This window comes from Marinomonas balearica, assembly GCF_004362145.1.
Taxonomy (GTDB): Bacteria; Pseudomonadota; Gammaproteobacteria; order Pseudomonadales; family Marinomonadaceae; genus Marinomonas; species Marinomonas balearica.
Map to the genome: position 1 here is coordinate 1 of NZ_SNXC01000010.1, position 23,149 is coordinate 23,149.

Annotated in this window: 17 protein-coding genes; 12 read left to right on the forward strand and 5 right to left on the reverse strand. The window is 41.5% G+C overall.

Translation table 11 applies throughout. The features are described 5' to 3' along the window. Window positions 1-944 precede the first annotated feature (944 nt). From DFP79_RS05195 to DFP79_RS05220, 6 genes are all read left to right on the forward strand, one after another. Window positions 945-2,570 carry a methyl-accepting chemotaxis protein gene (locus DFP79_RS05195; RefSeq protein WP_133502881.1) on the forward strand — a complete coding sequence of 542 codons (1,626 nt, stop codon included), beginning with the start codon at window positions 945-947 and terminating at the stop codon, window positions 2,568-2,570. A gap of 321 nt (window positions 2,571-2,891) precedes the next feature. After that, the gene (locus tag DFP79_RS05200; protein ID WP_133502882.1) at window positions 2,892-3,638 is read left to right on the forward strand and encodes a MipA/OmpV family protein; all 747 of its coding nucleotides are present in this window, start codon (window positions 2,892-2,894) and stop codon (window positions 3,636-3,638) included. 14 nt (window positions 3,639-3,652) lie between these two features. Continuing rightward, window positions 3,653-5,440, forward strand: a complete 1,788-nt coding sequence (locus DFP79_RS05205; protein ID WP_133502883.1) for a serine hydrolase domain-containing protein — start codon at window positions 3,653-3,655, stop codon at window positions 5,438-5,440. Further along, a complete protein-coding gene (locus tag DFP79_RS05210; protein ID WP_133502884.1) occupies window positions 5,430-6,098 on the forward strand; it encodes a hypothetical protein in 669 nt (222 codons plus the stop codon). The genes DFP79_RS05205 and DFP79_RS05210 overlap by 11 nt, the downstream gene beginning before the upstream one ends. Further along, window positions 6,091-7,209, forward strand: coding sequence for a sensor histidine kinase (locus DFP79_RS05215; protein WP_133502885.1), 1,119 nt, complete (start codon window positions 6,091-6,093; stop codon window positions 7,207-7,209). The genes DFP79_RS05210 and DFP79_RS05215 overlap by 8 nt, the downstream gene beginning before the upstream one ends. Before the next feature lie 11 nt (window positions 7,210-7,220). Further along, window positions 7,221-7,982, forward strand: a complete 762-nt coding sequence (locus DFP79_RS05220) for a LytR/AlgR family response regulator transcription factor (RefSeq protein WP_133502886.1) — start codon at window positions 7,221-7,223, stop codon at window positions 7,980-7,982. Window positions 7,983-8,286: 304 nt separating this feature from the next. Here DFP79_RS05220 and cpxA read toward each other — a convergent pair whose 3' ends face one another. Further along, window positions 8,287-9,711 (reverse strand): envelope stress sensor histidine kinase CpxA, encoded by a 1,425-nt coding sequence (gene cpxA, locus DFP79_RS05230; RefSeq protein ID WP_133502887.1) that lies wholly within the window; start codon window positions 9,709-9,711, stop codon window positions 8,287-8,289. Continuing rightward, a complete protein-coding gene (locus DFP79_RS05235; RefSeq protein ID WP_133502888.1) occupies window positions 9,711-10,409 on the reverse strand; it encodes a response regulator in 699 nt (232 codons plus the stop codon). Before DFP79_RS05235 ends, cpxA begins: the two co-directional genes overlap by 1 nt. A gap of 189 nt (window positions 10,410-10,598) precedes the next feature. On the opposite strand from DFP79_RS05235, the gene DFP79_RS05240 reads away from it, so the two are divergent. The 3 genes from DFP79_RS05240 to DFP79_RS05250 all read left to right on the forward strand — a co-directional run bounded on the left by DFP79_RS05240 (window position 10,599) and on the right by DFP79_RS05250 (window position 12,354). Further along, the gene (locus DFP79_RS05240; protein WP_133502889.1) at window positions 10,599-11,120 is read left to right on the forward strand and encodes a CpxP family protein; all 522 of its coding nucleotides are present in this window, start codon (window positions 10,599-10,601) and stop codon (window positions 11,118-11,120) included. A gap of 241 nt (window positions 11,121-11,361) precedes the next feature. Continuing rightward, entirely contained in the window at window positions 11,362-12,009 is a 648-nt protein-coding gene (locus DFP79_RS05245; RefSeq protein ID WP_133502890.1) for a hypothetical protein, read from the forward strand. 141 nt (window positions 12,010-12,150) lie between these two features. Beyond that, a complete protein-coding gene (locus DFP79_RS05250) occupies window positions 12,151-12,354 on the forward strand; it encodes a DUF1272 domain-containing protein (RefSeq protein ID WP_243730206.1) in 204 nt (67 codons plus the stop codon). A gap of 226 nt (window positions 12,355-12,580) precedes the next feature. On the opposite strand, the gene DFP79_RS05255 is transcribed toward DFP79_RS05250, so the two are convergent. The 3 genes from DFP79_RS05255 to ppsA form a co-directional block, all read right to left on the reverse strand. Next, the gene (locus DFP79_RS05255; RefSeq protein ID WP_133502891.1) at window positions 12,581-14,173 is read right to left on the reverse strand and encodes a methyl-accepting chemotaxis protein; all 1,593 of its coding nucleotides are present in this window, start codon (window positions 14,171-14,173) and stop codon (window positions 12,581-12,583) included. Window positions 14,174-14,539: 366 nt separating this feature from the next. Then, window positions 14,540-15,652 carry a hypothetical protein gene (locus DFP79_RS05260; RefSeq protein WP_133502892.1) on the reverse strand — a complete coding sequence of 371 codons (1,113 nt, stop codon included), beginning with the start codon at window positions 15,650-15,652 and terminating at the stop codon, window positions 14,540-14,542. Window positions 15,653-15,818: 166 nt separating this feature from the next. After that, the gene (gene ppsA / locus DFP79_RS05265; protein ID WP_133502893.1) at window positions 15,819-18,215 is read right to left on the reverse strand and encodes a phosphoenolpyruvate synthase; all 2,397 of its coding nucleotides are present in this window, start codon (window positions 18,213-18,215) and stop codon (window positions 15,819-15,821) included. A 229-nt stretch (window positions 18,216-18,444) separates the two neighbouring features. On the opposite strand from ppsA, the gene DFP79_RS05270 reads away from it, so the two are divergent. The 3 genes from DFP79_RS05270 (at window position 18,445) to rlmB (ending at window position 23,140) form a co-directional block, all read left to right on the forward strand. Beyond that, on the forward strand, window positions 18,445-19,281 hold the full coding sequence (locus DFP79_RS05270; protein ID WP_243730207.1) for a pyruvate, water dikinase regulatory protein: 837 nt from the start codon (window positions 18,445-18,447) through the stop codon (window positions 19,279-19,281). 335 nt (window positions 19,282-19,616) lie between these two features. Then, complete coding sequence (rnr, locus tag DFP79_RS05275) at window positions 19,617-22,313, forward strand: ribonuclease R (RefSeq protein WP_133502894.1); 2,697 nt, start codon at window positions 19,617-19,619, stop codon at window positions 22,311-22,313. Between the two features lie 65 nt (window positions 22,314-22,378). Further along, window positions 22,379-23,140 carry a 23S rRNA (guanosine(2251)-2'-O)-methyltransferase RlmB gene (gene rlmB, locus DFP79_RS05280; RefSeq protein WP_133502895.1) on the forward strand — a complete coding sequence of 254 codons (762 nt, stop codon included), beginning with the start codon at window positions 22,379-22,381 and terminating at the stop codon, window positions 23,138-23,140. Window positions 23,141-23,149: the final 9 nt, after the last annotated feature.

The window sequence follows — 23,149 nt, forward strand, 5'->3', positions numbered from 1 at the left end:
GTAGTGTGGGGGATCCCATGTGAGAGTAGGTCGTCGTCAAGCTTCTAATACAGAAAGCCCTGATCAGAAATGGTCAGGGCTTTTCTCGTTTCTGAACGCACAATCCAGAATAAAAAAGAATAGCCTACTCTGCTCCCTGAGCCTGTCGAAGGGAATTTGAAAGGGGTTACAAAGAGGTTATGAAGAGTCCATGGCTTCGACAAGCTCAGCCAACGGTAACACTATGGCTATCTTATCCTATCTTCACAAATACACCGCTGTCACCTAGATAAGTTCCAGCATGTTCCGTGAGAGCATGAGTTTAGTATTGATACGCTCAGCCAATAGAAAGTTGATGTAATTCACAGTTACTTCTAGCTTGATAATACGTTCCCTGAGTCTGTAGAAGAGAAATAATTTATTAATACAAGCTGATTAACTTATTCATCATATATTTAAGGCTAAGTATTTTATGTAGCGTTAATACCAAAAACAAGTGAATTGAGTAGGAAATTACTTTTAAGCGTGTTGAGTTATATATATCTAAATATTTTTTATATTCCCAAAAATTATATGTTTGGATTTATCTTATTGTCGTGATTTATATGGTTAATTAATATAACCATCTTTAATGTAGGGGTATAAAAGAGATTTTTATATTAGAAGCTTTATATTGAATACAGAGTCTACTTTATTAGTGTCGAATACGACATTAATGGAATTTCGTATAAATCGATACTTGCTTAAATAACAATTAAAAAGATAGAATCAACTTCGTATAGATTTATATCTAAATAAGTCTATAAAGCAATAAGATAATAAAGCAATAAGATAATAAGAATCATTATTAGCCTTTGCCGAATTGTTTTAGGATTGTCAGCAGATTCCTTTATCCTGATCATTTTCAAGGCCTTGAAAAGCGTTGCCCCCATACAATTATCTAATGAAAGATAAAAGGAACTGTTATGCCCATTTTTTCTAGTATTCGTGGTCGATATACGCTCATCTTCGGTGGATTGAGTGCTGTTTTTTTAATAATGGTTATTTCCACTTTTAGTCTTGTATCCTATCTACAAAATAATCTTGGAAAACACGCCGAAGGTACTTTTCTTGTGCAGAATGCCGATAGAGATCTGTACCAGTCTCGTCTCGCTCTTTCTTCATTAGCCTTTTCTCCTCATTTGGATCAAAACGCTAAGCAAAGTTTCGTTGAATCTGAACAAAGTAATGCGAAGCAAGCTTATGATCGAATGCAACAGTTTATGCTTTTGACGCATGATATTAATGAAATTCAAACTAATCTTCGTAATTACCAAGAGGCGTATGAGCTATGGAGAGACAGTTCCAAACAGGTTCAGGAGCTTTCAAACAGTGGAAAAAGCTATGAAGCGCTGATTCTATTTTCTGGTGAAAACCAAACAATCTTTTCTGACTTACGTGAATTGTATGATGGTTCTGAAGAATTAATTAAAAAATATTCTAAGATGGAGCAAGATCAGATTAATGATCATGCAGACCTGTTTATATTGAGTGTTAGTATATTGGCAGTTGTTGTTCTCACGGTAAGTCTGTTACTTGCTTGGTTAGCGCCCCGAAATATTTCTAACGCGATAAAAAGAGTTACGTTAGGAGTTAAAGATATCAGTGAAGGTGATGGCGATTTAACGAAGCGTATTAACAGCAATAAGAGGGATGAAACAGGAGAACTTAGTCGAGAGCTTGACCATTTTGTATCTAAGTTAGGGAGTCTAATTGGAGACGTACGTGATGGTTGCCATGGTATTCAACAAGAGATGAGCGTGCTTGAGCGTTCTGCAGTCGAATCTTCTAAACTTAGTGAGAAACAGAGTAACTCTCTTGAGTCGGTTGTTTCGGCGGTTGAAGAAATGGGTGGGGCAACACGAGAGGTCGCTCAAAATGCCGCAGAAACAGTAGAGCAAGTAAATGGGCTTACTTCTCAGGCCGATGAAGGTGCAAGTAAACTGGGCGAGTCGGTTTCAGAACTCTCTACATTAGTCGAGCAAGTGTCAGATGCCTCAAGGGTAATCGACCGTTTGTCTGAGCATTCTGAGAGAATTACGTCAGTACTTGATGTTATTTTAGGTATTGCAGAGCAGACGAACTTATTAGCATTAAATGCAGCGATTGAAGCGGCTCGTGCAGGCGAACAAGGTAGAGGCTTTGCTGTCGTTGCTGATGAAGTACGTAACCTTGCTAGCAAAACTCAGGACTCTACGAGTGACATTCAATCGATGATCGATGATTTGAAATCAGGAGTTCACAACGCTGTTGAAGTGATATCAAAAAGTGTGAAAGTGGCAAATACTTCCCAAGTATTGTCTGAAGAAGCGATGCAGTCAATTCACGAGGTCAAAGATGCGGCGAATAGGATTTATGACTACACCGCTCAAACGGCCAGTGCGACAGAACAACAAAGTAAGGTCACGGATGAAATCAATGAGAACCTTACACTGCTGACTGGAATTTCAAAAGATGTGCTAGGTGTATCAAAACAGGTTAATTCTTCTGTCAATGAGACATTGTTAAATTCAGATAAGCTTAATGAGCAAGTGAAACGCTTCGTCGTATAAGAACTAGCTCGTCACACTATAAACCCAATAAGTAAAACCACTTATTGGGTTTTTTTATGACTTCTGAAAACGTTTTTTTCGCGCATTGATCTAATCGTACATCAAAAAATGGCTAAGTCTGAATTTAGAGGTTATGCAGTTTTGATTAAATACTGAGCTTGGGGGATGGTACGTTATTCTCAAAGGTCGACGACCATAAAGGTTCGTAAATCCCCATTTATCCCTCTATCGCACCGTCTATCACTTGGCGTCGCTGCATTGAAAACAAACTGTCACAGTCACCTTTTCTAATCGTATTTCAATTGAATGAGGAAATGAACAATGCAGATGTTTTCTAACCGTAATTTTGTAATGAGCATGGTGTGTATCACAATAAGTGGGAGTGCCTTTGCCGAAAATGGACTTGAAGCAACACTTGGTGCAGGCGTGTTACAAATGCAAAGCCATGTGAAGGGTGAAAAGAGTGAGACCGAGTTCTTTCCAATGGTGGAACTCAGTTACGGTGGATTTAGTTTATCAGCGGATGGATTGGGTTACACCTACGAGCTTTCTCCCCTTAGTGCCGTGTTTTTTAGCCTAGGTACACGAAATTCAACTGTTGATGGCGGTAATTTGACACTTAGTAACTTAACTAAACGAGATGATGCCACAGAAGTTGGTGTTGCTTGGATTAAAAACGAGCCAATGTTTGAACTGACAACCTATTTGAATGCCGATATCAGCAATACTCATAAGGGTTTTGAAGTTGGTTTTGATTTGGGTAAACCAATGATGTTTGCAGGCGGATATTTAACACCAAGCATCGGCGTTAATTATTTGTCTGAAGATCTAGTAAATTACTATTACGGAGTTTCTTCATCCGAAGCCTCAAACGGTATAAAAAGTTATGATGCCGACGGTAGTTTGGGAGCAAACCTTGGCCTTGAGTATGTTTATAAAATCTACTCTGGTTGGCACAGCTATACCGCAGTCAGTTGGGATTACCTAGGCAGCGGTGTGGGCGACAGCAGTATCGTAGAACGAGATTCCGTCTGGTCAGGCATTATCGGTATTGTTTACGAGTTTTAAAGGGAGGGAGGGCTATGAAATGGTTTGTAGTTTACATTACGGTTTTGATTTTATCTGGGTGTTCTATGGCACCTTCAAAACCAAATTTTAGTTCGGATCAAGCAGCAGCTCGGGTTTATATAAAAGACAGTCTAGAATGGAAGATGTCGGAAGCGCGCCGACAAAATGATATTGCGTCGATCACAACGTTATTAGTTGATAAGAGCACAGTGCTGTTTTCTGACAGTCAAGGTTATGCGAATGTACGGCAGGGCTTAAAAGCAAACCTTGATACTCCGTATCGGATTGGGTCGATAACCAAAGTATTTACCGCGATTGCGTTAATGCAGATGGTAGACGAAGGCAAAGTGGATTTGGACGCTCCTCTCAACCGTTATCTTCCTGAATTCAATATTCATACGCCTTATGGACAAGAAAGCATCACAATACGACGTATATTAAGTCATCAATCTGGATTACCTTCAGAGATAGATATAGGCTTTAAACGCTATGCGGCGCTTGATGACTTGATTCCAATATTGAACGAAACCTATATCAGCTTTGCTCCAGAGACCGCATTCAACTATTCCAACACAGGGTTTGCTTTACTTGGGCTTGTAATCGAACGAATCTCTGGCGATGGATATGGTGATTACTTGGAGAAGAATATTTTTACGCCGTTACAGTTAAAAAATGCTTCTGTAGGGAATCAGGATCCGAGACTTGCACACGGGTACGAATCGCTTGATGCTCAAAATTTACCTGAAATTCGTGATGTAGCTGCTGGGGATATTGCAATGAGTGGGCGTGATTTAGCCACATTTGCTCAAGTGCTTCTGAACCAGGGTCAATATCAAGATGAAAATGGGCAGAACAAGCAGCTACTTTCTGAATCATCATTTGAGGCGATGTTCAAGGTTCAAACCGACAACTCAGCATTAGACAGTGATTTGCCAATTGGTTTAGCGTGGTTGCTTTTTCCTCCTGTTTCTAATTTATCAGGAATGCCGAGTTTTGCTTGGCACGGAGGCTCGACGTATTTCTTTCACTCAAGCTTAATGATCAACTTCGATCTTGGAGTAGCAAGCATTGCATTGACGAACTCACTAGAAGGCAATGATTCGGTTGTTAACATCAGTGGTGAAGCTCTCGCACTTGCATATGAGCTTAAAGCAGGCAAGTCGTTTATTTCTAAAACGAAGGAGAACTCAATCAAAGCATTAGTTACTTCATTTGATGAAGCGACTTTGCATAAGCTTGAAGGGCGCTACTTTATGCCACATGTCGGGGAGTTTCGGTTGGAGCGATCAGGTGACGGTATGAAGGCTATATCAGAGTTCGGTAAACTTGAAGTATTGCATTTCAGTGATGGCTCGTTTGGCGTGAAGTACAACGCGTTTGGTTTTTTACCGTTTAGTCAAGAAGATCTAGATCAACTTCGCATTGAGGTTCGCGAATTTGATGACCACATTCTTTTGAAAGAGCGCGGTGGAGTCGTCTTCGCTCAGAAGGCTCCAAAGTTAAAACGATTGTCTGGAAATTGGCGTGATGCTCTCGGCCGCTATCAGCACCTTAACCCAGATGAAGATCTGGCATTGGAACGGGTCATATTAAGAGAGATGGACGGATACTTGCTCGTAGAAATATCTGAAGACGAAGAGCAAGAGACGATTTATTTTGAGATTCTCAATAATAATAGAGCGGTCTCTATTGGTTATATGCGTGATACAAAATACAGCCTGATTCTTAGTTCAGTAAACGGAATGTGGGAGCTGAATTACTTAGGAACAAAACTACGCAAGGAGGGAAAAGATGGAGGCTAATAGTAGAGTAACAATAAGGCTGACGGGTTACTTATCTCTAATTCAGAGCGGAATTTTTCTTTTGGGAATGGTGTTTTATATTATGTTTCTCTTACCGATAACGTTTGATTTAGGTGTAGTTTCTGTCGATCAAATTGGGATCATTTTAGACCATAAAAATATGCTACAGTCTTTTTATGGTATGACATATATTGTGTTTTCCGTGTTACTACTTTTCTTGAACAGCGCTTTATGTCGGGATTGTCCGAACCAGGTACTCACATCCATTACAAGACACTTTGGTATCGTTTGGAGTGTGCTTTTATTATGTAGTGGTCTGTTTGTAATTACGAGCTTTGAATACATTGCACTGGCTGACGTTGAAAACTCGATTAAAATGAGCACGCTTGCGATAGCAAACCTCATGATGGAGGCACTTGGAGGAGGCAACGAACTTATCGGCGGACTGTGGGTAGGTAGTATGAGCATTATACTGAGGAAAGCGTTTTATATAGGACGCACCCAGTGGTTACTTGGTTTGGTTATAGGAGGAATTGGTGTGATTACTGTTTTCCCCAAATTGAGTGAATTAGGTGCATTTTTCGGTATAGGAATGATTATTTGGTTTGCTGCTTTAGGAGTTACTAAATTGAAGCCGGGTGAGAGGTTGTATGTCTAATCGAAACCGTTTTAATCATATATTAATTCGGAATGAAATCATTCGAGATTCGATACAAACCTTTTTGATTTGCTGTGTTATTTCTATGCTTGTTTGGTGGTCCGGTGGTGGTGAGTTTTGGATTACGTTTCAGGTATCCATGGTGTTTGGTGCTGCTTGTTTAACTGCCGTACGTTTGTGTCTATATTTCATTCAACCCTATATGGGTGCATCATTAGCGGTATTACTCGGTTTCTTTATTGGCGTCTCTATTGGTCTAGTGAACTTATTTCATCAGATTTATGGTGACGTTTCTAAGATCTTTGACGTTCCGTTGTCAGAATTACTTCTTAAGGTGCTTTTCAGTGCATTAGTAACATACGTTTTTTTCAGCTCCAATCGCCTTACTCGAAAAAATCGCGAGCTTCAGGAGCAGAAAATAAAAGCAGTGACTCAAGAAAAAGAAATAGTAGAAGCAAACTTAAGGTTGCTGCAATCTCAAATAGAGCCCCATTTTTTATTCAATACCCTTGCGAACATAAAAGTGCTCATTGAGCTTGATAAAGAAGCGGCTAAACGAGTGTTAGACGATTTAACCGGTTTGCTGCGTGCATCAATCATGAAATCGCACGATAAGAGTATTTCTATTTCGGAAGAAATTGAGTTAGTGCGAGCGTACCTTTCTATTCAGAGCGTCAGAATGGGTGATCGCCTCACATTTGAGATTGATTGTGATGAGGATCTAAAGCAGGTATCTTGCGCCCCATTTTTGATTCAACCGATTGTTGAAAATTCTGTTCATCATGGGCTTGAGCCTAAAATAATGGGTGGTAATGTTTCGGTAAAACTACTGCTCAACAATGACTATTGCGAAATTTTTGTGCGGGATACAGGGCTTGGATTACAGGGAAAAGATCCAATAGATGGAAACTGGCAAACAGACAATCAATCGAAAGGAAATGGCATAGCTCTAAAAAACATACGAGAGCGTCTAAAGCTGATGTATGGGGAGGATGCTCGGTTAACTGTGGAAAACTGGTATGAGAACAATGGAGATCTAGGCGGCTGTCAGGCATGTTTGAGTTGGCCCTTAAGTCAATCGTTTAATTTAATCGAAGAATCAATACCTTGAGGAACAAGTAAATGAATGTTTTGGTTGTCGACGACGAGCCGCTCTTGCGTTTCCATCTTCAAAAAATGTTGTCTGAATTGTGGTTAGATATTGATAATGTCGTAACCGCCGGTTCAGGAGTCGAAGCTCTGAAACTAACTGAAGAGGTCGACCCTTTTGCGATCTTCATGGACATAAAAATGCCCGGACTAAGTGGCTTAGAGACCGCGAAGAAAATGCGTGAACGAGGTTACACAGGCCATCTAGTGTTCGTTACGGCTTACGACGAGCATGCGATTGAAGCCTTCGAACAAGAAGCGATTGATTACCTGCTAAAACCACTGGATGAAAATAGGCTGTTGATTTGCATCGAACGGCTGAAAAAGCAGAGCCAGCAAGTAACGTATGAAATTGACGAACAGAGTCTCAATCGCTTATTGCATTTATCTGATGGTGTTTCGGAGACAGGTTCACGACTAAGATGGATCAACGCACACCAAGGCGATAAATTGCATGTTATAGATGTCTATGATGTGCGTTGTTTTATAGCGGAAGATAAATACACAACGGTTGTCGCAGATCAAGAATACCTCATTAGAACTTCCATAAAGCAACTTGCAATAAGCCTCAAAAATGATGAATTTTGGCGAATTCATCGCTCCATCATAGTACAGGTCAAAATGATCGAAAAGGTCTTAAAAGACGATGCTGGCCGCTTATTTGTACATCTGCGAGGCGTTACTAAGCCTTTGCCTGTGAGTCGCGCAAACACGCATCTTTTTAAGCAGATGTAGTTTTTGTTAAGCGAGTAATAAAAAAGCTATGATCAGATCAAAAGTACTGAAGGGTAGGCTTGCCAATTATTCATGATCAGGGTAAACCACGGTCTAAATCTCGAAGACTTATATGCGTCGCATTCAGTACGCGGAAGCGGTGCAGGCCGAGCTCTCTTGGTGCAAAACCTAAAGATGGGTGGGTTGGATATCCGTTAACAGGTCAGAATCTGGTTGCACTTGCTAATTCTTGAAACGAATAAAATTGGAAATGGATAAAAAGGATAAGCGACTCAAAAAGATAAGCGAGTCGCTTACCTCCGATTTATATTACCAATGGTAATGCTATTTCCACGGATAAGCCTCCAAGAGCGCTTTTATGTGCTTCAACTGTTCCGTTGTGCTGTCGTACAGCGCTTTCCGTTATAGCAAGGCCGAGTCCCGTGCCTCCGCTGTCTCTATCCCTAGCGGTAGAGACTCGATAGAAGGGGCGAAAAATCGACTCAAGTTCATCAGCGGGAACACCATCGCCATCGTCGTTGACATGGATAATGAGTTGATTACCTTGAGTAGAAAAAGAGACGTAAACTTTGTCTTTGCTATAGTAAATGGCGTTTCTAACGACGTTTTCGAGCGCGCTGATAATGAGTTGAGGGTGGCAGTCCAATGAGCGATCCGGCACTTTGTCAAACGTAAGCGCTTTGCCAGTTTGTTCTGCTTCAAATTTAAGGTCTATTAACAAGGCTTCCCATAGGCTAGAAAGCAGCTGATGCTCGCGTTGATTGTGGCTGTCGACTTGCATACGAGACAGTGACAGCAATTGAGAAATCATCATCTCTAATCGTTGTGCTTCAGTGTCAATCCGCGTCAATTCAGGGCTTTCACCTTGTTTTCTCGTTGCTAATGCATTGGCCATTCTGAGACGGGTAAGAGGAGACCGTAGTTCATGGGAAATATCTGAAAGCAAACGTTGCTGTCTTGATATCATTTGGTTGATAGCTTCAACCATGTGGTTGAAGCTTGCTCCTGCTTGTTTAAACTCTGATGGACCTTTCTCTAGCTTAGGGTCAATATCAAATGTTCCTTTAGCTACGCGTTTAGCGGCGTGTTCTAAGCGACGTGCAGGTTGACTTAGTGCCCAAGCTAACCAGAGCAACAAGGGGGTACTGACCAACATGGTGGCGAGAAGTAGTCTGAACGGACTGTCTAATAAGCCGATCAGAAAGCCGAGAGGAGGGTCGTTCAATTTCATGCCGACATAGAGAAAGTATTCGTTTCCAGCTAGTGTAATCGGTACTGGACCAGAAAGCATAAACCTGCCATAGAGTCGCATCATAGGCTGATTGCTGTTATCAATTGACGAAACGAAGTTGCGTATCGCTTTGTAGGGCAAATCCCTACGCTCAGCGCCTAATAGGCGACCATCCTTGCTTGTGAGAAAAAAGCGTTGTTTTCTATCTCCTCTGTTATCGTCAGACCGATTTTCACTGTGCCAGCTGTCTAATTGCCTGAAACGTCTCGGGTCCGTTAATACAGGAATGATATTTTCAATGTCATGATCCTGTTTAAAAGTACTTTCTAATTTGTCTCGAATCTCAAGGAGTTCTTGATAGCGTTCTGGTGGTAAGTCGGTTTGCTTTCGAGGATCAAAGTGTGGAATGGATAAGACGACCACTAATACGAGGAAAAGTGTAAACCAGAAAATAGAAAAAATTCGGCCATACAAACTAGTGAATAATGGAAAATGCATTAGGTGCCCTCAACGAACAAGTAGCCGCGGCCACGTAGGGTTTTGATTCTTGGTTTACCGTTTTCCCAATCTGGCAGTTTCTTTCGTAAGTTTGAGACATGCATGTCGATCGCGCGATCAAATGGCGCTAGGCGCTTTCCTAAAACATCTAAACTCAATGCTTCTTTTGTTTGAATCTTACCTGGGGTTTGAAGAAAGTGGAGAAGAAGTTCAAATTCTGTACTGGTTAGATCGAGAAGTGTGTCGTTACAGTAAGCTTCTACTCTTCCTGGGTACAAGGTTATATCAAAGTATTGGAGACTATCGGGGTCACTGTTTTGTACTTTTGATGACGTTGAGATAGGAGATCTTCGTAAAATAGCTCGGATACGAGCAAGCAACTCCCGCTCGCTAAAAGGTTTGGGTAAATAATCGTCTGCACCGAGTTCGAGACCAACAACTCGGTCAATCTCATCGCCTTTCGCTGTGAGCATCAAAACTGGAATATCAGATTTTTCACGAATGCGTCTTAGGGTATCGATGCCGTTTAGCTTTGGCATCATGACGTCTAACAATATGATGTCGATCTTGTCATTGATTTTATCTAGACCGGCTTCACCATCATGCGCCACAGAGATTGTAAAACTCTCAAAGGTTAATAGTTCTTTGAGTAAGTCTGTTAATTCTGTGTCATCGTCAATAATAAGAATGTGCTGCATTCGTTGTACCGTTAAAGATTGCTAGATTCAGTTCATTTTACTGAGAAATTATAATGTAAGTCATACCTTTACGTTACTTTACTTTGTCCAGACGTCAGTTTACCTAGCAATCTCTATTCTATATCCAAGCGTTGGTAATGCAGCGACTTCTACTTTCAAGACAACAGATTAAACGCAAAGGATCGAATTATGAAAAATACCAAAAAGCTAATTGTTGCGGCAATCGTACTTCCACTAACATTGGGCACCGCTAGTGCGTTCGCGTTTGGTGGCAAGGATCACGGCCGAAAATTTGAGTCTAAAATGGAGCAGGGTTTTTGTGGCGCTGGAATGGATCGTGGAGTGCTCAGAAAGTTAGATTTGACCGATGAGCAAAAAGAAGAAATTAAGGTGTTAAAAAGTACTAAAAGATCAGAAATGAAAGCGTACTTTTTAGAGAACTTCCCCAAAGAAATGAAAGCTCGAGAGGCATCGCGCACTAAAGCACAAGAGCTGGTTTTAGCGGATACTTTTGACACAGCTGCAGCGAGTAAATTAGCAGCTGAAATGGCCGAGAAAAAGTCTCATTTAATGGTTAAAAAGATGGAATCTCAGCACGCTATGCTCAGTGTACTTACGGCAGAGCAAAAAGAGAAGTTTGTTGCGCTACAAAAAGAAAAAATTGAACGTTGCGAAGAGAAGGTGATGCGCCATATGGATAAAGAACTGTAACTGAGCATTTATTTATTCCTGTATATAGTTTGATACGAAGCACCTCTAGATGAATATAAATGGCCAAGGTTGTTTCTATTCATCTGTATTCGTTCATTTTCGATATTCTGTTAATTTACCTATCCTTCTAAATTTTTAATTGCTGAGCTAATCGTTTATATCGTAGAGAAAAAAGTAAATGTATAGATTTGATTGGCGTGTTACAAATTGAAAGGTTTCTGCAATGACGTAAAGGGCTAGTATGGATCAGAAATGGAGTAGTTTAGACTTGGCAGTGCAGCTTGAATCCTTAAAGAGGGACTGTTCTATACATATCAAAGGCGCTCTTTCTCGCGAAGAGTGTATTTCTTTGATGGATATGGTCGAAAACTTACAGCTAAGCGATGCGAAAAGAAGTGATATTGAGGCTAAAGTAATTGAACAGTGTCAGGTGAGCGTTTTTAACAAAGACGTGACACGTATGCTAGAAGCTCATTTTGGGCAAGGCTATCAGATCATGTGGTCTAGCTTTGATGTTGTGGGAGACGATGCAGCACATTCCTACCCGAGTATCACTTGGCATTTAGATGGAGGGGTAACGGGGTCATTGAAGCTCTTTGTCTATCTTAACTCCGTCGAAGAACATGGTTGTAACACTTTAATGATGGATCAAGAAAGAACAAATCAGCTACGTAAGTCAGGGGCTTTTCCTATTTCTATGAAGGAACGTAAGGAAGACCTTACTAATGAATTAATCAATCTAAATTTGACGCCAGAATATATTTCATATGACTTGAAAGCAGGCGATATTTTATTGTTTAGTCCACTTATACTCGCGCATCGTTGTATACCACCTAGAATTGGAAAGCGGCGGTTTACTGTTTGCTTTACGATTATACCTGCCTCCTAGTGTTAATTTTAAAATATCTTATTAGACATCGATACGTAGCTACTTTATGTCTATATCGGCCCCATTCAGACGCATTCAATCTTATTAGGTTTACCTTGTACCCTATAACCGTAAATTCAGATAAAAGTATGGGTGGGTATTATGTTAGAGCTAAGAGCGAACTGTGAGTGTTGTGACAAAGATTTATCACCAGATGTAACTGATGCGATGATTTGTTCATATGAATGTACATATTGTCGATCTTGTGTTGAATCTGTTTTAGAAAATGTATGTCCTAATTGTGGAGGCGGTTTTTTTCACGACCAATTCGACCAAGAATCGCAAGACGAGACGGAGTTAGTTTAGAGTTTTCACCTGCAACGAATCGCCGAGTTTATATGAAGTACACCTTGCAAGAGGTAAAAGAGTTCGCTCGAACTATAAAGAAAATTCCTCCAAGCGAGCGTTAACAGACTGCAGTTTTAGTATATGATCACAAAATAAAAAAGCCGCAAAGTACAATCTGTACTCGCGGCTTTTAACGTCTGTTTGCTGTAAGGGGTGCTCGATTTACAGCATATTATCTGCGTGTTTACTTCACAGAGAAGTAACTAACGCTGGTATTCAAATCTTGAGACAGCTCATCTAGGTGCGATACTGTTTCTCGGCAGCTCACGATAGAGTCTGCTGTGTTTTGAACCATACCTGAAATGCGTTCAACGTGTTCAGAAAGCTCGTCGGATGCTTGTTTCTGCTCTGAGGTAGAGTTAGCAACACCGCGAATCATATCTAACGTATCAGTAGAGCTTTGCTGGATGTTCGTCAGCATCTCTGTTACTTCACTTGAGCTGGAAACGCTTTTTTCTACTTTAGGTAGAATCGATTCCAGTGCACCAGCAACAGTCTCTGTTTCAGATTGAATTTCTTGTATCGTTTCAGTGATTTCTTGAGTTGCGTTTGCAGTACGAGATGCCAATGTACGAACTTCATCAGCTACAACGGCAAAGCCTCGCCCTTGCTCGCCTGCACGCGCTGCTTCAATCGCTGCGTTCAATGCTAGCAAGTTTGTTTGTTCCGCGATTTCACTGATGACATTAACGATATTACCAATCTCATTAGATTTCTCTTTTAAGCCTTTGAAATCTTCGATAGAGCTGGTTATCTGGTTTGAAATATCATTGATCATTTCACTGGATTTGCGAACTAAGCTTTCACCGTTAGAGCACAGCTCAAATGATTTCTCTGAGTTCTCTTCTGAGGAACGAGAATTGTGAGAAATTTCATTAATGCTGCTCGACATTTGAGTGATTGCTGCTGCCGTAGAAATTGATGCTTCTGAAGACGATTTTGAATCATGAGTAATGCTTTCGAATTGATGTGATAGCTCGTTACTTGCTTTACTTAATTGATTCGCACCGCTTTGAATGCCTTCAACCATGCTCTTAAGCGAAGTCTGCATGCCATAAATAGAACCAAGTAAGCTGTCTTCTTTGAAGTTGCCTTCAATGTGCTTGCTTAAGTCCCCTTTAGCGATAGATTGAGTCACCTCAACGGCATAGTTCAGTTCACCACCAAGTTTATTAAGTACGGTGCGGAACATGAACAAACAAACACCAGTGATTGCAGCAAGGATGATGAGTGCAATGATGATAAATTTTGTTGCGAAGTTCCAGTAGGCCTGATCAACGTCGTCCATGTAGACGCCGATTCCCATCACCCAATTCCACTTGGGAATAAAGGTTTTACCGTTCATTTTTAAAACTTTATGGTCTACCCCAGGCTTTTCGTTAAGTTTAACCTCAAACTCAAACGGGGAGCTGGCTGATTTTAATGCCGCTACGTCTTTCGCATAAGAGCTCTGGAATGTCCCTATTTTTTCCGACTTTACGTGAACACGCGCAGTAGAATTGTGGTCATTGGCCCAAATGTAAGAAGCGCCTTGTCTGACGCCAGACAATAATTCTATGACGCGCTTTTCAGCTTCTTCGCGACTGATTAACCCTTTTTCTTCTTGCTCAATGTAGATCAAAGCCTGATTTTTAGAATAGGTTAATACTGATTTGATTTCGTTTTGGTAACCGTTGACTAGGTTGGTTTTTAGTGTATTCAAAGCGAACACACATAAAACGATAAAACCTGCAGCAACAATGGCTACGATTAGTGATAACTGTTTCGATAGTTTCATATATGCCTCAAATCAATCTTAATGGGAGTAAAATTCTATCAATGTTATTAGTACGCAAGTCTAAACCTCCTTGAGTTCAATACTTATTACTTAAATCTACTTTAAATATTACTACCGTATTAACGGCGTATATTAGCAATACTTAATAAGATTTGAAATGGTATTCACTATTAAAAAGCACAAAAAATGTAAGGATATCAATGAGATTTGTAATTTAATTGACACAATTATCATTGATCTGTACTTTTTTTTGAATGACTACTCAATTTTAACCATGGCTTAATACTACTAAGGAACTATCGATAATCGTTATTTTTGACTATTGTTCTTTCTACTCACGATCTTGGAATTTGCGAATACTCTGAATTAAATCTGATCAGTATTAGTGCTCGCAGCTTCGTTCGCGTCTGTATTATTGTTGCTTCCTTTCACTTGGCTTAGTTCTCTCTCAAGATCCATAATTGTCTTTTCAAGATCGCTCTTGATGTGGTGCTGAGCTTTGATAAAAGACACGATGGCTTCACCTTGCGCACGTATCGGATGATCTCTGTAGTCTTTTGCATCAATCGCTTGCGATATATCAAAGAGCAGCTTTTCGTAGCTTAATATATACCCTTCAAAGTCCGAAAGTGACATTGCATCGAGTTGTTTAACGGTGGCGGAAATGTGCTCACAATGGTCAAGATAGAATATCACAGCATCTGCTTTTTGTTTTATCTTGTCAGTTTCTCGTGGGCTGGTGGCAATAAATGCTTTTGCATCAGTTAACGTGGCATTAGCTTGCTCAAAACTTTTTGGTGCATAGCGTGAAATACGGCTGCTTTTGAGAGAGTCAAAACGAGCTTGAGCTTCTGTTAGATAAATCTTAGTCACTGTTTGGACTTCCAGCGCTTGCTGTTTCTTCACCAAGTCGGGTTGTTCTTCGATGGCATCGTCGGTATCGCCGTCGGCAACATAAGAAACGAGTTCTTTAAGATCCAACTCCAGTTCATTGGTTGTTTTGGGGAAGTACTTTGCTGAGTCTATTGCTTTTAGTTGAGCTCGGTAATCAAATGCGTCTGCGAGAGATGTTTTAGCTTGTTGGCGGATCGCTTCTCCAGATTCTAGTTCTGTATTGAATTCTTCTAAAGATTCGTATGCCGCTTCGATATAGGTTTGAGAGGTTAACAGGCCACTTCTGTTGTCTGCTTTGGTTGGATCAAACTGAAATTCTTTGTAGTGTTCTTTGGTTTCTTCTAGCGCTTCTTTTGCTGCATATACTTTTTTGGGAGCGAACCAGTCGAGCTCTGTTTCTTCAGCGTTGGATAATTTCTTTTCAGCTAAGTCTAATGCTTGCTTAAACTCATTTACCTGAATCATGGCTTGAGATTCGCTTGCAGTATCGGCCAAACTGGCGGTTGAATCTGGGCTTGTTGCACAGCCTGTCATCAACAGTGATCCAGAGGCTAACGCAACAATCAGCACGGACGCTTTCTTCATTTTTTGCTCCACAATTGATTTTAAAAAATTTTACGCTTCAAAATAGTTAATAAACGATTCTATGGATGTTTTTATTATTATGAAAGAAAATGATGACATAAAAAAAACCTCACAATCTTGTGAGGTTTTTTTTATGTACAGTTGTGTCTTTATCTATGACTTTAGATTAGACGATGTCTTGCTTTTTTGCTGTGTTTGTTTGTGTTTCGCTAAGATGTAGCCAAGTTTCAATCACAGTATCTGGATTCAATGAAACGCTTTCTATTCCCTGTTCTACTAACCATTCTGCAAAGTCTGCGTGGTCTGATGGGCCTTGACCGCAAATACCGACGTATTTTCCTTTTGCACGGCAGGCTTCGATTGCCATTTTTAATAATTTTTTAACGGCAGGGTTTCGCTCGTCAAACTTGTCTGCGATAAGTCCAGAGTCGCGATCTAAGCCCAGTGTGAGTTGAGTAAGATCGTTCGAGCCAATAGAGAATCCATCGAAATAGTCTAAGAACTCATCAGCAAGTAGTGCGTTTGAAGGCAACTCACACATCATGATTATTTTTAAAGCGTTTTCACCGCTAGATAAACCGTGTTCTGTTAACAGATCTGTGACTTGTTTGGCTTCTTCTAGGGTACGTACAAACGGTATCATGATTTGGACATTGGTTAAGCCCATTTCGTCTCTGACACGTTTTACGGCTTCACACTCTAGGGCGAAACAGTCGCGGAAAGAATCGTCTATATAGCGTGCTGCTCCTCGAAAACCTAACATTGGGTTTTCTTCATGAGGCTCAAACAATGGACCGCCGATTAAATTGTGGTATTCGTTTGATTTAAAATCTGACAGTCTGACAATGACAGGCTTATTTGAAAATGAGCACGCGAGTGTCGCAATGCCTTCGACAAGTTTGTCTACATAGAATTCGACAGGACTCTTATAGCCTGCGATTCTATGATCGATTTCCTCTTGAATGCCCGCATCCATCTCAGCGTAGTTAATTAAGGCTTTAGGATGAATGCCGATCATTCTATTGATAATGAACTCTAAGCGCGCTAGGCCGACGCCTTCGTTAGGCAGCATAGCGAAGTCAAACGCACGATTAGGGTTCCCTACGTTCATCATGACTTTGACTGGCGCATCTGGCATATTGCCGACTTCGGACGTTACAACATCAAACTCTAAACGGCCTTGGTATACGAACCCCATATCACCCTGAGCGCATGATACAGTGACGCTTTGACCATCTTTTAGAACTTTTGTCGCGTCACCACAGCCAACCACCGCAGGAATGCCCAACTCACGAGCAATAATCGCTGCGTGACATGTTCGACCGCCACGATTAGTGACAATCGCTGATGCACGTTTCATGATGGGTTCCCAATCTGGATCTGTAATATCGGTCACTAAAACATCGCCGTCTTGGATACGGTCCATTTCAGTGATTGAAGATAAAACTTTTACTTCGCCAGAGCCAATTTTATGGCCGATCGCTCGACCTGTTACGACAACCGGGGCAGATTCTTTTAAGTTGTAGCACTCCATGCTTTGAGCACTGGTTTGAGAGCGGACCGTTTCTGGACGAGCTTGAACAATGTACAGTTTTCCATCAATGCCGTCTTTCGCCCATTCTATGTCCATTGGGCGCTGGTAATGTTTTTCAATGATCATTGCCTGATGAGCTAAGGATTCAACTTCTTCATTCGTTAGCGCGAACTGGTTTTGATCTTGTAGCTTAACCGGCACAATTTTGACGAAGTCATCACTGTCTGGCTCTGCGTATTCCATTTTTTGAGCTTTGCTTCCAAGTGTCTTTCTAACAACCGCAGGACGTTTATTTTCTAACGTTGACTTGTGAACATAGTATTCATCAGGATTTACAGTACCTTGTACGACCATTTCACCTAGCCCATATGCAGCGGTAATGAAGACCACTTCATCAAAGCCAGATTCCGTGTCGAGTGTAAACAGAACTCCTGATGCGCCGATGTCACTGCGTACCATTTTTTGGATCCCTGCTGACAATGCGACTCCTTTATGTTCAAACCCTTGATGTACTCGGTACGAAATAGCGCGATCATTGTACAAAGACGCAAAGACGCTTTTTATAGAGGCTTTAATCTTATCTAAGCCTTCGACATTGAGGTACGTCTCTTGTTGCCCTGCGAACGACGCGTCAGGTAAATCCTCAGCTGTGGCTGAAGATCGAACCGCAAAAGAGGCTGCATCGCCTTGCCCGTCACTGAGTACTTTGAACGCGTTTTCAATTTCGCGATTAAATTCGGCGGAGAAAGGCGCTTCCTCGACCCATGTTCTAATTGTCTCTCCGGCAAGGCTCAAGGCGTTAACGTCGTCTACGTCAAGAGTATCCAAAAGTGCATGAATTTTGTCGTTTAGTCCGCTTTCTTCCAAGAACGTCTGATATGCATAAGCAGTAGTTGCAAAACCGTTAGGAACTTGAATTCCAAGGTCTGATAGGTTTGAGATCATTTCTCCGAGCGAAGCGTTTTTACCACCGACTTCACCCACGTCCTCCAGACGTAAATCGCTAAACCACTTTATAAATTGACTCACATTAGTCTCCAAACGTTTTCATAATTTTTATTAGAAGAAGCGACAGCTGAAAATCATTTCATACAGCAAAATTGAAATTCAAGGGTTGTCAAATCTAGGGAAGCTGTGAAACCTTAAATTAGGCTTTCGTACTTGAGCTTTCCTGTCCGTCCTGTGACATTGTATGTAGAGCTAAGTCATTGAATGAAATCGATTATTCGATGTTGTTTTATTTCAATCGGAATTTTTAATGTCGTTACATAACAACAAAAAGGGTAATAAACGGATGAAAGTGTATTTTGTTTCAGATGGTACAGCGATCACTGCTGAGGTGTTCGGGTCAGCGATGTTGTCGTTCTTTGATGTGGATATAGAGGCCGAGAGTGTGCCTTTTTTAGCAACGATTGACCAAGCGAATGGATTCGTTCATCAGGTGAATGAAGAGGTTGAAGAAGGTAAGGCTGCGTTAGTTTTCTACACTATTTCTGATCCTGAAATAAGCGAGGTTGTTCAGCGTTGTGATACACATTGTTATAATTTATTTGGGGATTTACTTTCCCCAATTGAGAAGGCCTTGGGTGTTCCGGCGCGACCGACGGCACAGAAAGCGCACGGAATGAAAGCAGGCGTTTATGATACGCGTATAGATGCAATTAACTATGCGTTAGCCAATGATGACGGGGTATCTATTAAAAATTTTGAAGAAGCCGATGTCATATTACTCGGTGTATCTCGTTCAGGAAAAACCCCGACCAGTTTGTATATGGCAATGCAGTATGGTGTTAAGGCTGCGAACTATCCATTGAATGAAGATGACTTTAAATCCGTTGGTTTGCCCAAAATATTACGTCCTCATAAAACCAAACTCTACGGTCTTACTATCAACCCTCAGCGTTTGCACGAAATTCGTTCGGGTCGCATGGCTGCTTCAAAATACGCATCACATCGACAGTGTCGTTATGAGATTGATGAAGTCGAGGCGATTTACCGTCAAGAACGCATTTCGTTTTTAAATACCACGCATTTATCTGTGGAAGAAATTTCCACCAAAATCATGGCTGCGATGCAATTATCAAGACATCGCTAATCAAGATTGAGCACAAACCTATCAGCTTTTTAGATGAGTTCTTAATATTGGTCCGTTTTATGTCATAAAACGGACCAAACTAATTTTTAGTATGGCTAGGTTTGTTGACCACAAATGAAAAAATACAGATAAACAGTACGTCATGTTGTGGAATTACACGCAGTTTTAACAACCGCGTGTTTAAATATGAAGAGTAAAGGGGGTTGCGTGAAGCTTATTAGAAGTGAATACACTATACTACTCCCCATAAATAAGTTAACGGCCTGTGCTCTTTTTTGTGCGTTTGAGCCGTTTTCTTTTCCAAGAAAAGAGTCTCCTAGAAGGACAATAATAATTTGAGTAATAATAAAGTGAATGATCCTTTCTCGGATCGTGAGGCGTCTAAATACGACAACCCTATCCCCAGTAGAGAGTTCATTCTCGAACATATTGCTAAATTGGGACATCCAGCGACCCATCCTAGTTTATGTCATGATTTTAATTTGACGAGTGATGATGGAATTGAAGCGTTACGCCGCCGTTTAATTGCAATGAGTCGTGATCATCAACTGCAAAGCAACGTTGACAATGAATACAGCCTGATTGAATCTTCAGATCTTATTGAAGGGCGTGTTCAAGGTACAAAAGAAGGCCATGGTTTTTTAATAAGAGAGAATGACGACGATATTTTCCTTTCTGCGCGACAAATGCAGTCAGTAATGGACGGTGACATCGTTGTGGGTCGCCTTTCTGGGCGAACTGTGAAAGGGCGTTTGGACGGTGTTGTTGTTGAAGTTAAAGAACGCAAACACGCTCAAATTGTTGGCCGCTATTATGAAGAAAGCGCTACTGCATTTGTTACACCCGAAAACCCAAGGATTACACAGGATATTCTGATCGAACAATTCTCGGGCTTAACACCCAAGCATGGCCAGTATGTTTTGGTGGAGTTTTTAGAATACGGTGGGCGAAACTCAGCCGCTAAAGGGTTGGTGAAAAAAGTTTTGGGAGACTTCATGGCTCCCGGTATGGAGATCGATGTTGCAATACACCGATACGACATTCCAAGTGATTGGCCAAAAGCCGTTGAGAACCAAGCAAAGCACATTGCAACAGAAGTTGCAGAAGAAGATAAAGTCAATCGTGTAGATTTGCGTGAAACGCCATTTGTAACGATCGATGGTGAAGATGCTCGTGATTTTGATGACGCTGTTTACTGTGAAAAAACGCCCGGTGGATGGAAGTTATTCGTTGCGATTGCGGATGTTTCGCATTATGTCAAAAAAGGCACCGCGCTTGACGAAGAAGCCATCGTACGAGGTAATTCAGTCTACTTCCCTGGGCGAGTTGTTCCTATGCTGCCCGAGGCATTGTCAAACGGCTTGTGCTCGTTGAATCCTGACGTTGATCGTTTAGCCATGGTCGCTGAGATCTCCTTGACCTCTCGCGGAAAAATGCGTGGTTTCAAATTTTACGAAGGCCTTATTCGTTCCCATGCACGATTGACTTATTCTAAAGTCGCAAAAATGATCGATGCGGATCTTGATGATCAAGGCATGGAACTCCGTGATCGATATTCGTCAATTATCTCTCACATTGATGATCTTCATGGTTTGTATAAAGTACTGCGAGAAGCGCGTGAAGTTCGAGGTGCGATGGACTTTGATACAGTCGAAACACGTATGGTGTTCGACGAAAATTCTAAAATTGACGAAATTGTCCCGATCGAACGAAATGATGCACATAAGCTAATCGAAGAATGTATGTTGTGTGCCAACGTCGCGGCCGCTGAACTGCTGTTAAAAGCAGATTTACCTGCATTGTTCCGTGTACATGAAGGTCCTAAAGAAGAGAAGCTGCTGGCTCTACGCACATATTTGTCAGTACTCGGTTTGGAGTTAGAAGGCGGGCTTAAACCGACGCCGACGGATTATGCAAAACTCGGTGACATTGTTCGCGAACGTGCGGACTCAAGAAGTATTCAGGTTATGATGCTTCGCTCAATGTCACAGGCGGTATATCAAGCGGATAACTTAGGGCATTTTGGGTTGCATTATGAAGCCTACACGCATTTTACATCGCCTATTCGCCGTTACCCAGATTTGCTTGTCCACCGAGCGATTCGATATCTAATTCGGGGTGAGGGAGCTCCTAAAGTACGCCAAGTCTACAAAGTACCGGGAGCGGACAAACTAAAGGCAAATAAAATTTACGGTTACGATCATGCGGATATGGATGGTTTAGGCGATTCGTGTTCGACAACAGAAAGGCGAGCAGATGAAGCGACTCGAGACGTCGAAGCTTGGTTAAAATGTCAGTATGTTGAGCAGCACCTTGGCGAAGAGTTTGATGGTATTGTTGCCGCCGTGACACCGTTTGGTCTATTTGTCGAATTGGGTGGACTCTTTGTTGAAGGCTTGATTCATATATCTGGGTTAGGTAATGACTACTTTATCCACGATCCGGAGCACCAAGCAATAATCGGTGAACGTACCGGTAAATCCTATAAGCTTGGAGACAAAGTAAAAGTCAGTGTAACAAGCGTCAACTTGGATCAACGAAAAATTGATTTAGGCCTTGTTCAAAACCGTTCTTCTAAGCCCAAGAAACGCACTGAAAAAAGTGAATCTTCTGAGTTGGAAATGCAGTTAGCTCAACTTCCCCCAATGGAATTAGGTGGACGAAAACCAAGTAGAGCAAAAGCGGAATCTGACGGCCCTGAAAGCCTTGGCGAAGAAGCGACAAAGAAACCGGGCAATAGAAGTGAGAAAAACAGCTGGAGTTCTTCTAAAAGAGATGCTGAAAAACAAGCTGAAGGCAAAAAAGGGAAGAAAAAAAGCCCTCGAAAAAAAGTCAGTTTGAATAAAGGTAAACCAAAAAGTAAGGCGAAAAAAGCTGAAAAAGCCCATAGCCATGCGGAACCCAACAAAGGCAATACGATAAAAAAAGCCAAGGCTGAAAAAACGGCGCCGAAAAAAGGATCATCCGACGTCAAAAAGAAAAAGCCTCGTAAGTCTAAAAAGAGTAACGCAAAGCGCCGCTCCGTAGATTAGTAGAACGCGCCGTCTATAAATAGATGGCGCAAATTGATTAAGCATTAAGAGTAAAGATAGGCAATATGTCGAATTTAGAATGGGTATATGGCATTCACGCAGTAGAAAACGCGCTCACTCAACAACCAGAAAGAGTGAAAGAAGTTCGTTTTCAAGAAGGGCGAGAAGATAAAAAAACACAGCGACTTATGCAGTTGTGTAAGAAAAGCGGAGTGCGCTTTCAAGTCGTACCTCGTAAAGTGTTGGATCAGTTGTTTGTGACAAGTAAAGACCGCGTTGTTCATCAGGGTGTGGTTGCTCAGGCAACAATGACGAAAGCAAAAGATGAAGCCGATCTGCACAAGCACATTGGGTCTTTAGAAGAGACACCGCTTATTATTATTTTGGACAGCATAACGGATCCTCATAATTTAGGTGCTTGTTTACGAAGCGCTGATGCCGCGGGTGCGCATGCTGTCGTTATGCCAAAAGATAAATCGGCGCCGTTAAATGCAACAGTTAGTAAAGTTGCCTGCGGAGCGGCTGAGAGTATGCCTGTTTTCGCAGTTACGAATTTAGCGAGAACCATGAAAAAATTGCAAGATCAAGGTGTCTGGATCTTTGGTACGGCAGGTGAAGCAACGGATATGTTGTACGATCATGATCTGACGATTCCGACAGCCATCGTGATGGGTGCGGAAGGCGATGGCATGCGCCGCCTTACGCGTGAACAGTGCGATTATCTCGTAAAACTGCCAATGGCGGGTGTGGTGTCGAGCCTAAATGTGTCGGTAGCGACCGGCGTTTGTTTGTATGAAGCCGTGCGCCAACGTACAAATAAAGCATAATTCATCGAG

What these genes read in the sequence shown, in the direction of transcription:
- DFP79_RS05195 (WP_133502881.1), top strand. Translation starts at nt 945, where the DNA reads ATGCCCATTTTTTCTAGTATTCGTGGTCGATATACGCTCATCTTCGGT.
- DFP79_RS05200 (WP_133502882.1), top strand. Translation starts at nt 2,892, where the DNA reads ATGCAGATGTTTTCTAACCGTAATTTTGTAATGAGCATGGTGTGTATC.
- DFP79_RS05205 (WP_133502883.1), top strand. Translation starts at nt 3,653, where the DNA reads ATGAAATGGTTTGTAGTTTACATTACGGTTTTGATTTTATCTGGGTGT.
- DFP79_RS05210 (WP_133502884.1), top strand. Translation starts at nt 5,430, where the DNA reads ATGGAGGCTAATAGTAGAGTAACAATAAGGCTGACGGGTTACTTATCT.
- DFP79_RS05215 (WP_133502885.1), top strand. Translation starts at nt 6,091, where the DNA reads ATGTCTAATCGAAACCGTTTTAATCATATATTAATTCGGAATGAAATC.
- DFP79_RS05220 (WP_133502886.1), top strand. Translation starts at nt 7,221, where the DNA reads ATGAATGTTTTGGTTGTCGACGACGAGCCGCTCTTGCGTTTCCATCTT.
- cpxA (WP_133502887.1), bottom strand. Translation starts at nt 9,711, where the DNA reads ATGCATTTTCCATTATTCACTAGTTTGTATGGCCGAATTTTTTCTATT.
- DFP79_RS05235 (WP_133502888.1), bottom strand. Translation starts at nt 10,409, where the DNA reads ATGCAGCACATTCTTATTATTGACGATGACACAGAATTAACAGACTTA.
- DFP79_RS05240 (WP_133502889.1), top strand. Translation starts at nt 10,599, where the DNA reads ATGAAAAATACCAAAAAGCTAATTGTTGCGGCAATCGTACTTCCACTA.
- DFP79_RS05245 (WP_133502890.1), top strand. Translation starts at nt 11,362, where the DNA reads ATGGATCAGAAATGGAGTAGTTTAGACTTGGCAGTGCAGCTTGAATCC.
- DFP79_RS05250 (WP_243730206.1), top strand. Translation starts at nt 12,151, where the DNA reads ATGTTAGAGCTAAGAGCGAACTGTGAGTGTTGTGACAAAGATTTATCA.
- DFP79_RS05255 (WP_133502891.1), bottom strand. Translation starts at nt 14,173, where the DNA reads ATGAAACTATCGAAACAGTTATCACTAATCGTAGCCATTGTTGCTGCA.
- DFP79_RS05260 (WP_133502892.1), bottom strand. Translation starts at nt 15,652, where the DNA reads ATGAAGAAAGCGTCCGTGCTGATTGTTGCGTTAGCCTCTGGATCACTG.
- DFP79_RS05270 (WP_243730207.1), top strand. Translation starts at nt 18,445, where the DNA reads ATGTCGTTACATAACAACAAAAAGGGTAATAAACGGATGAAAGTGTAT.
- rlmB (WP_133502895.1), top strand. Translation starts at nt 22,379, where the DNA reads ATGTCGAATTTAGAATGGGTATATGGCATTCACGCAGTAGAAAACGCG.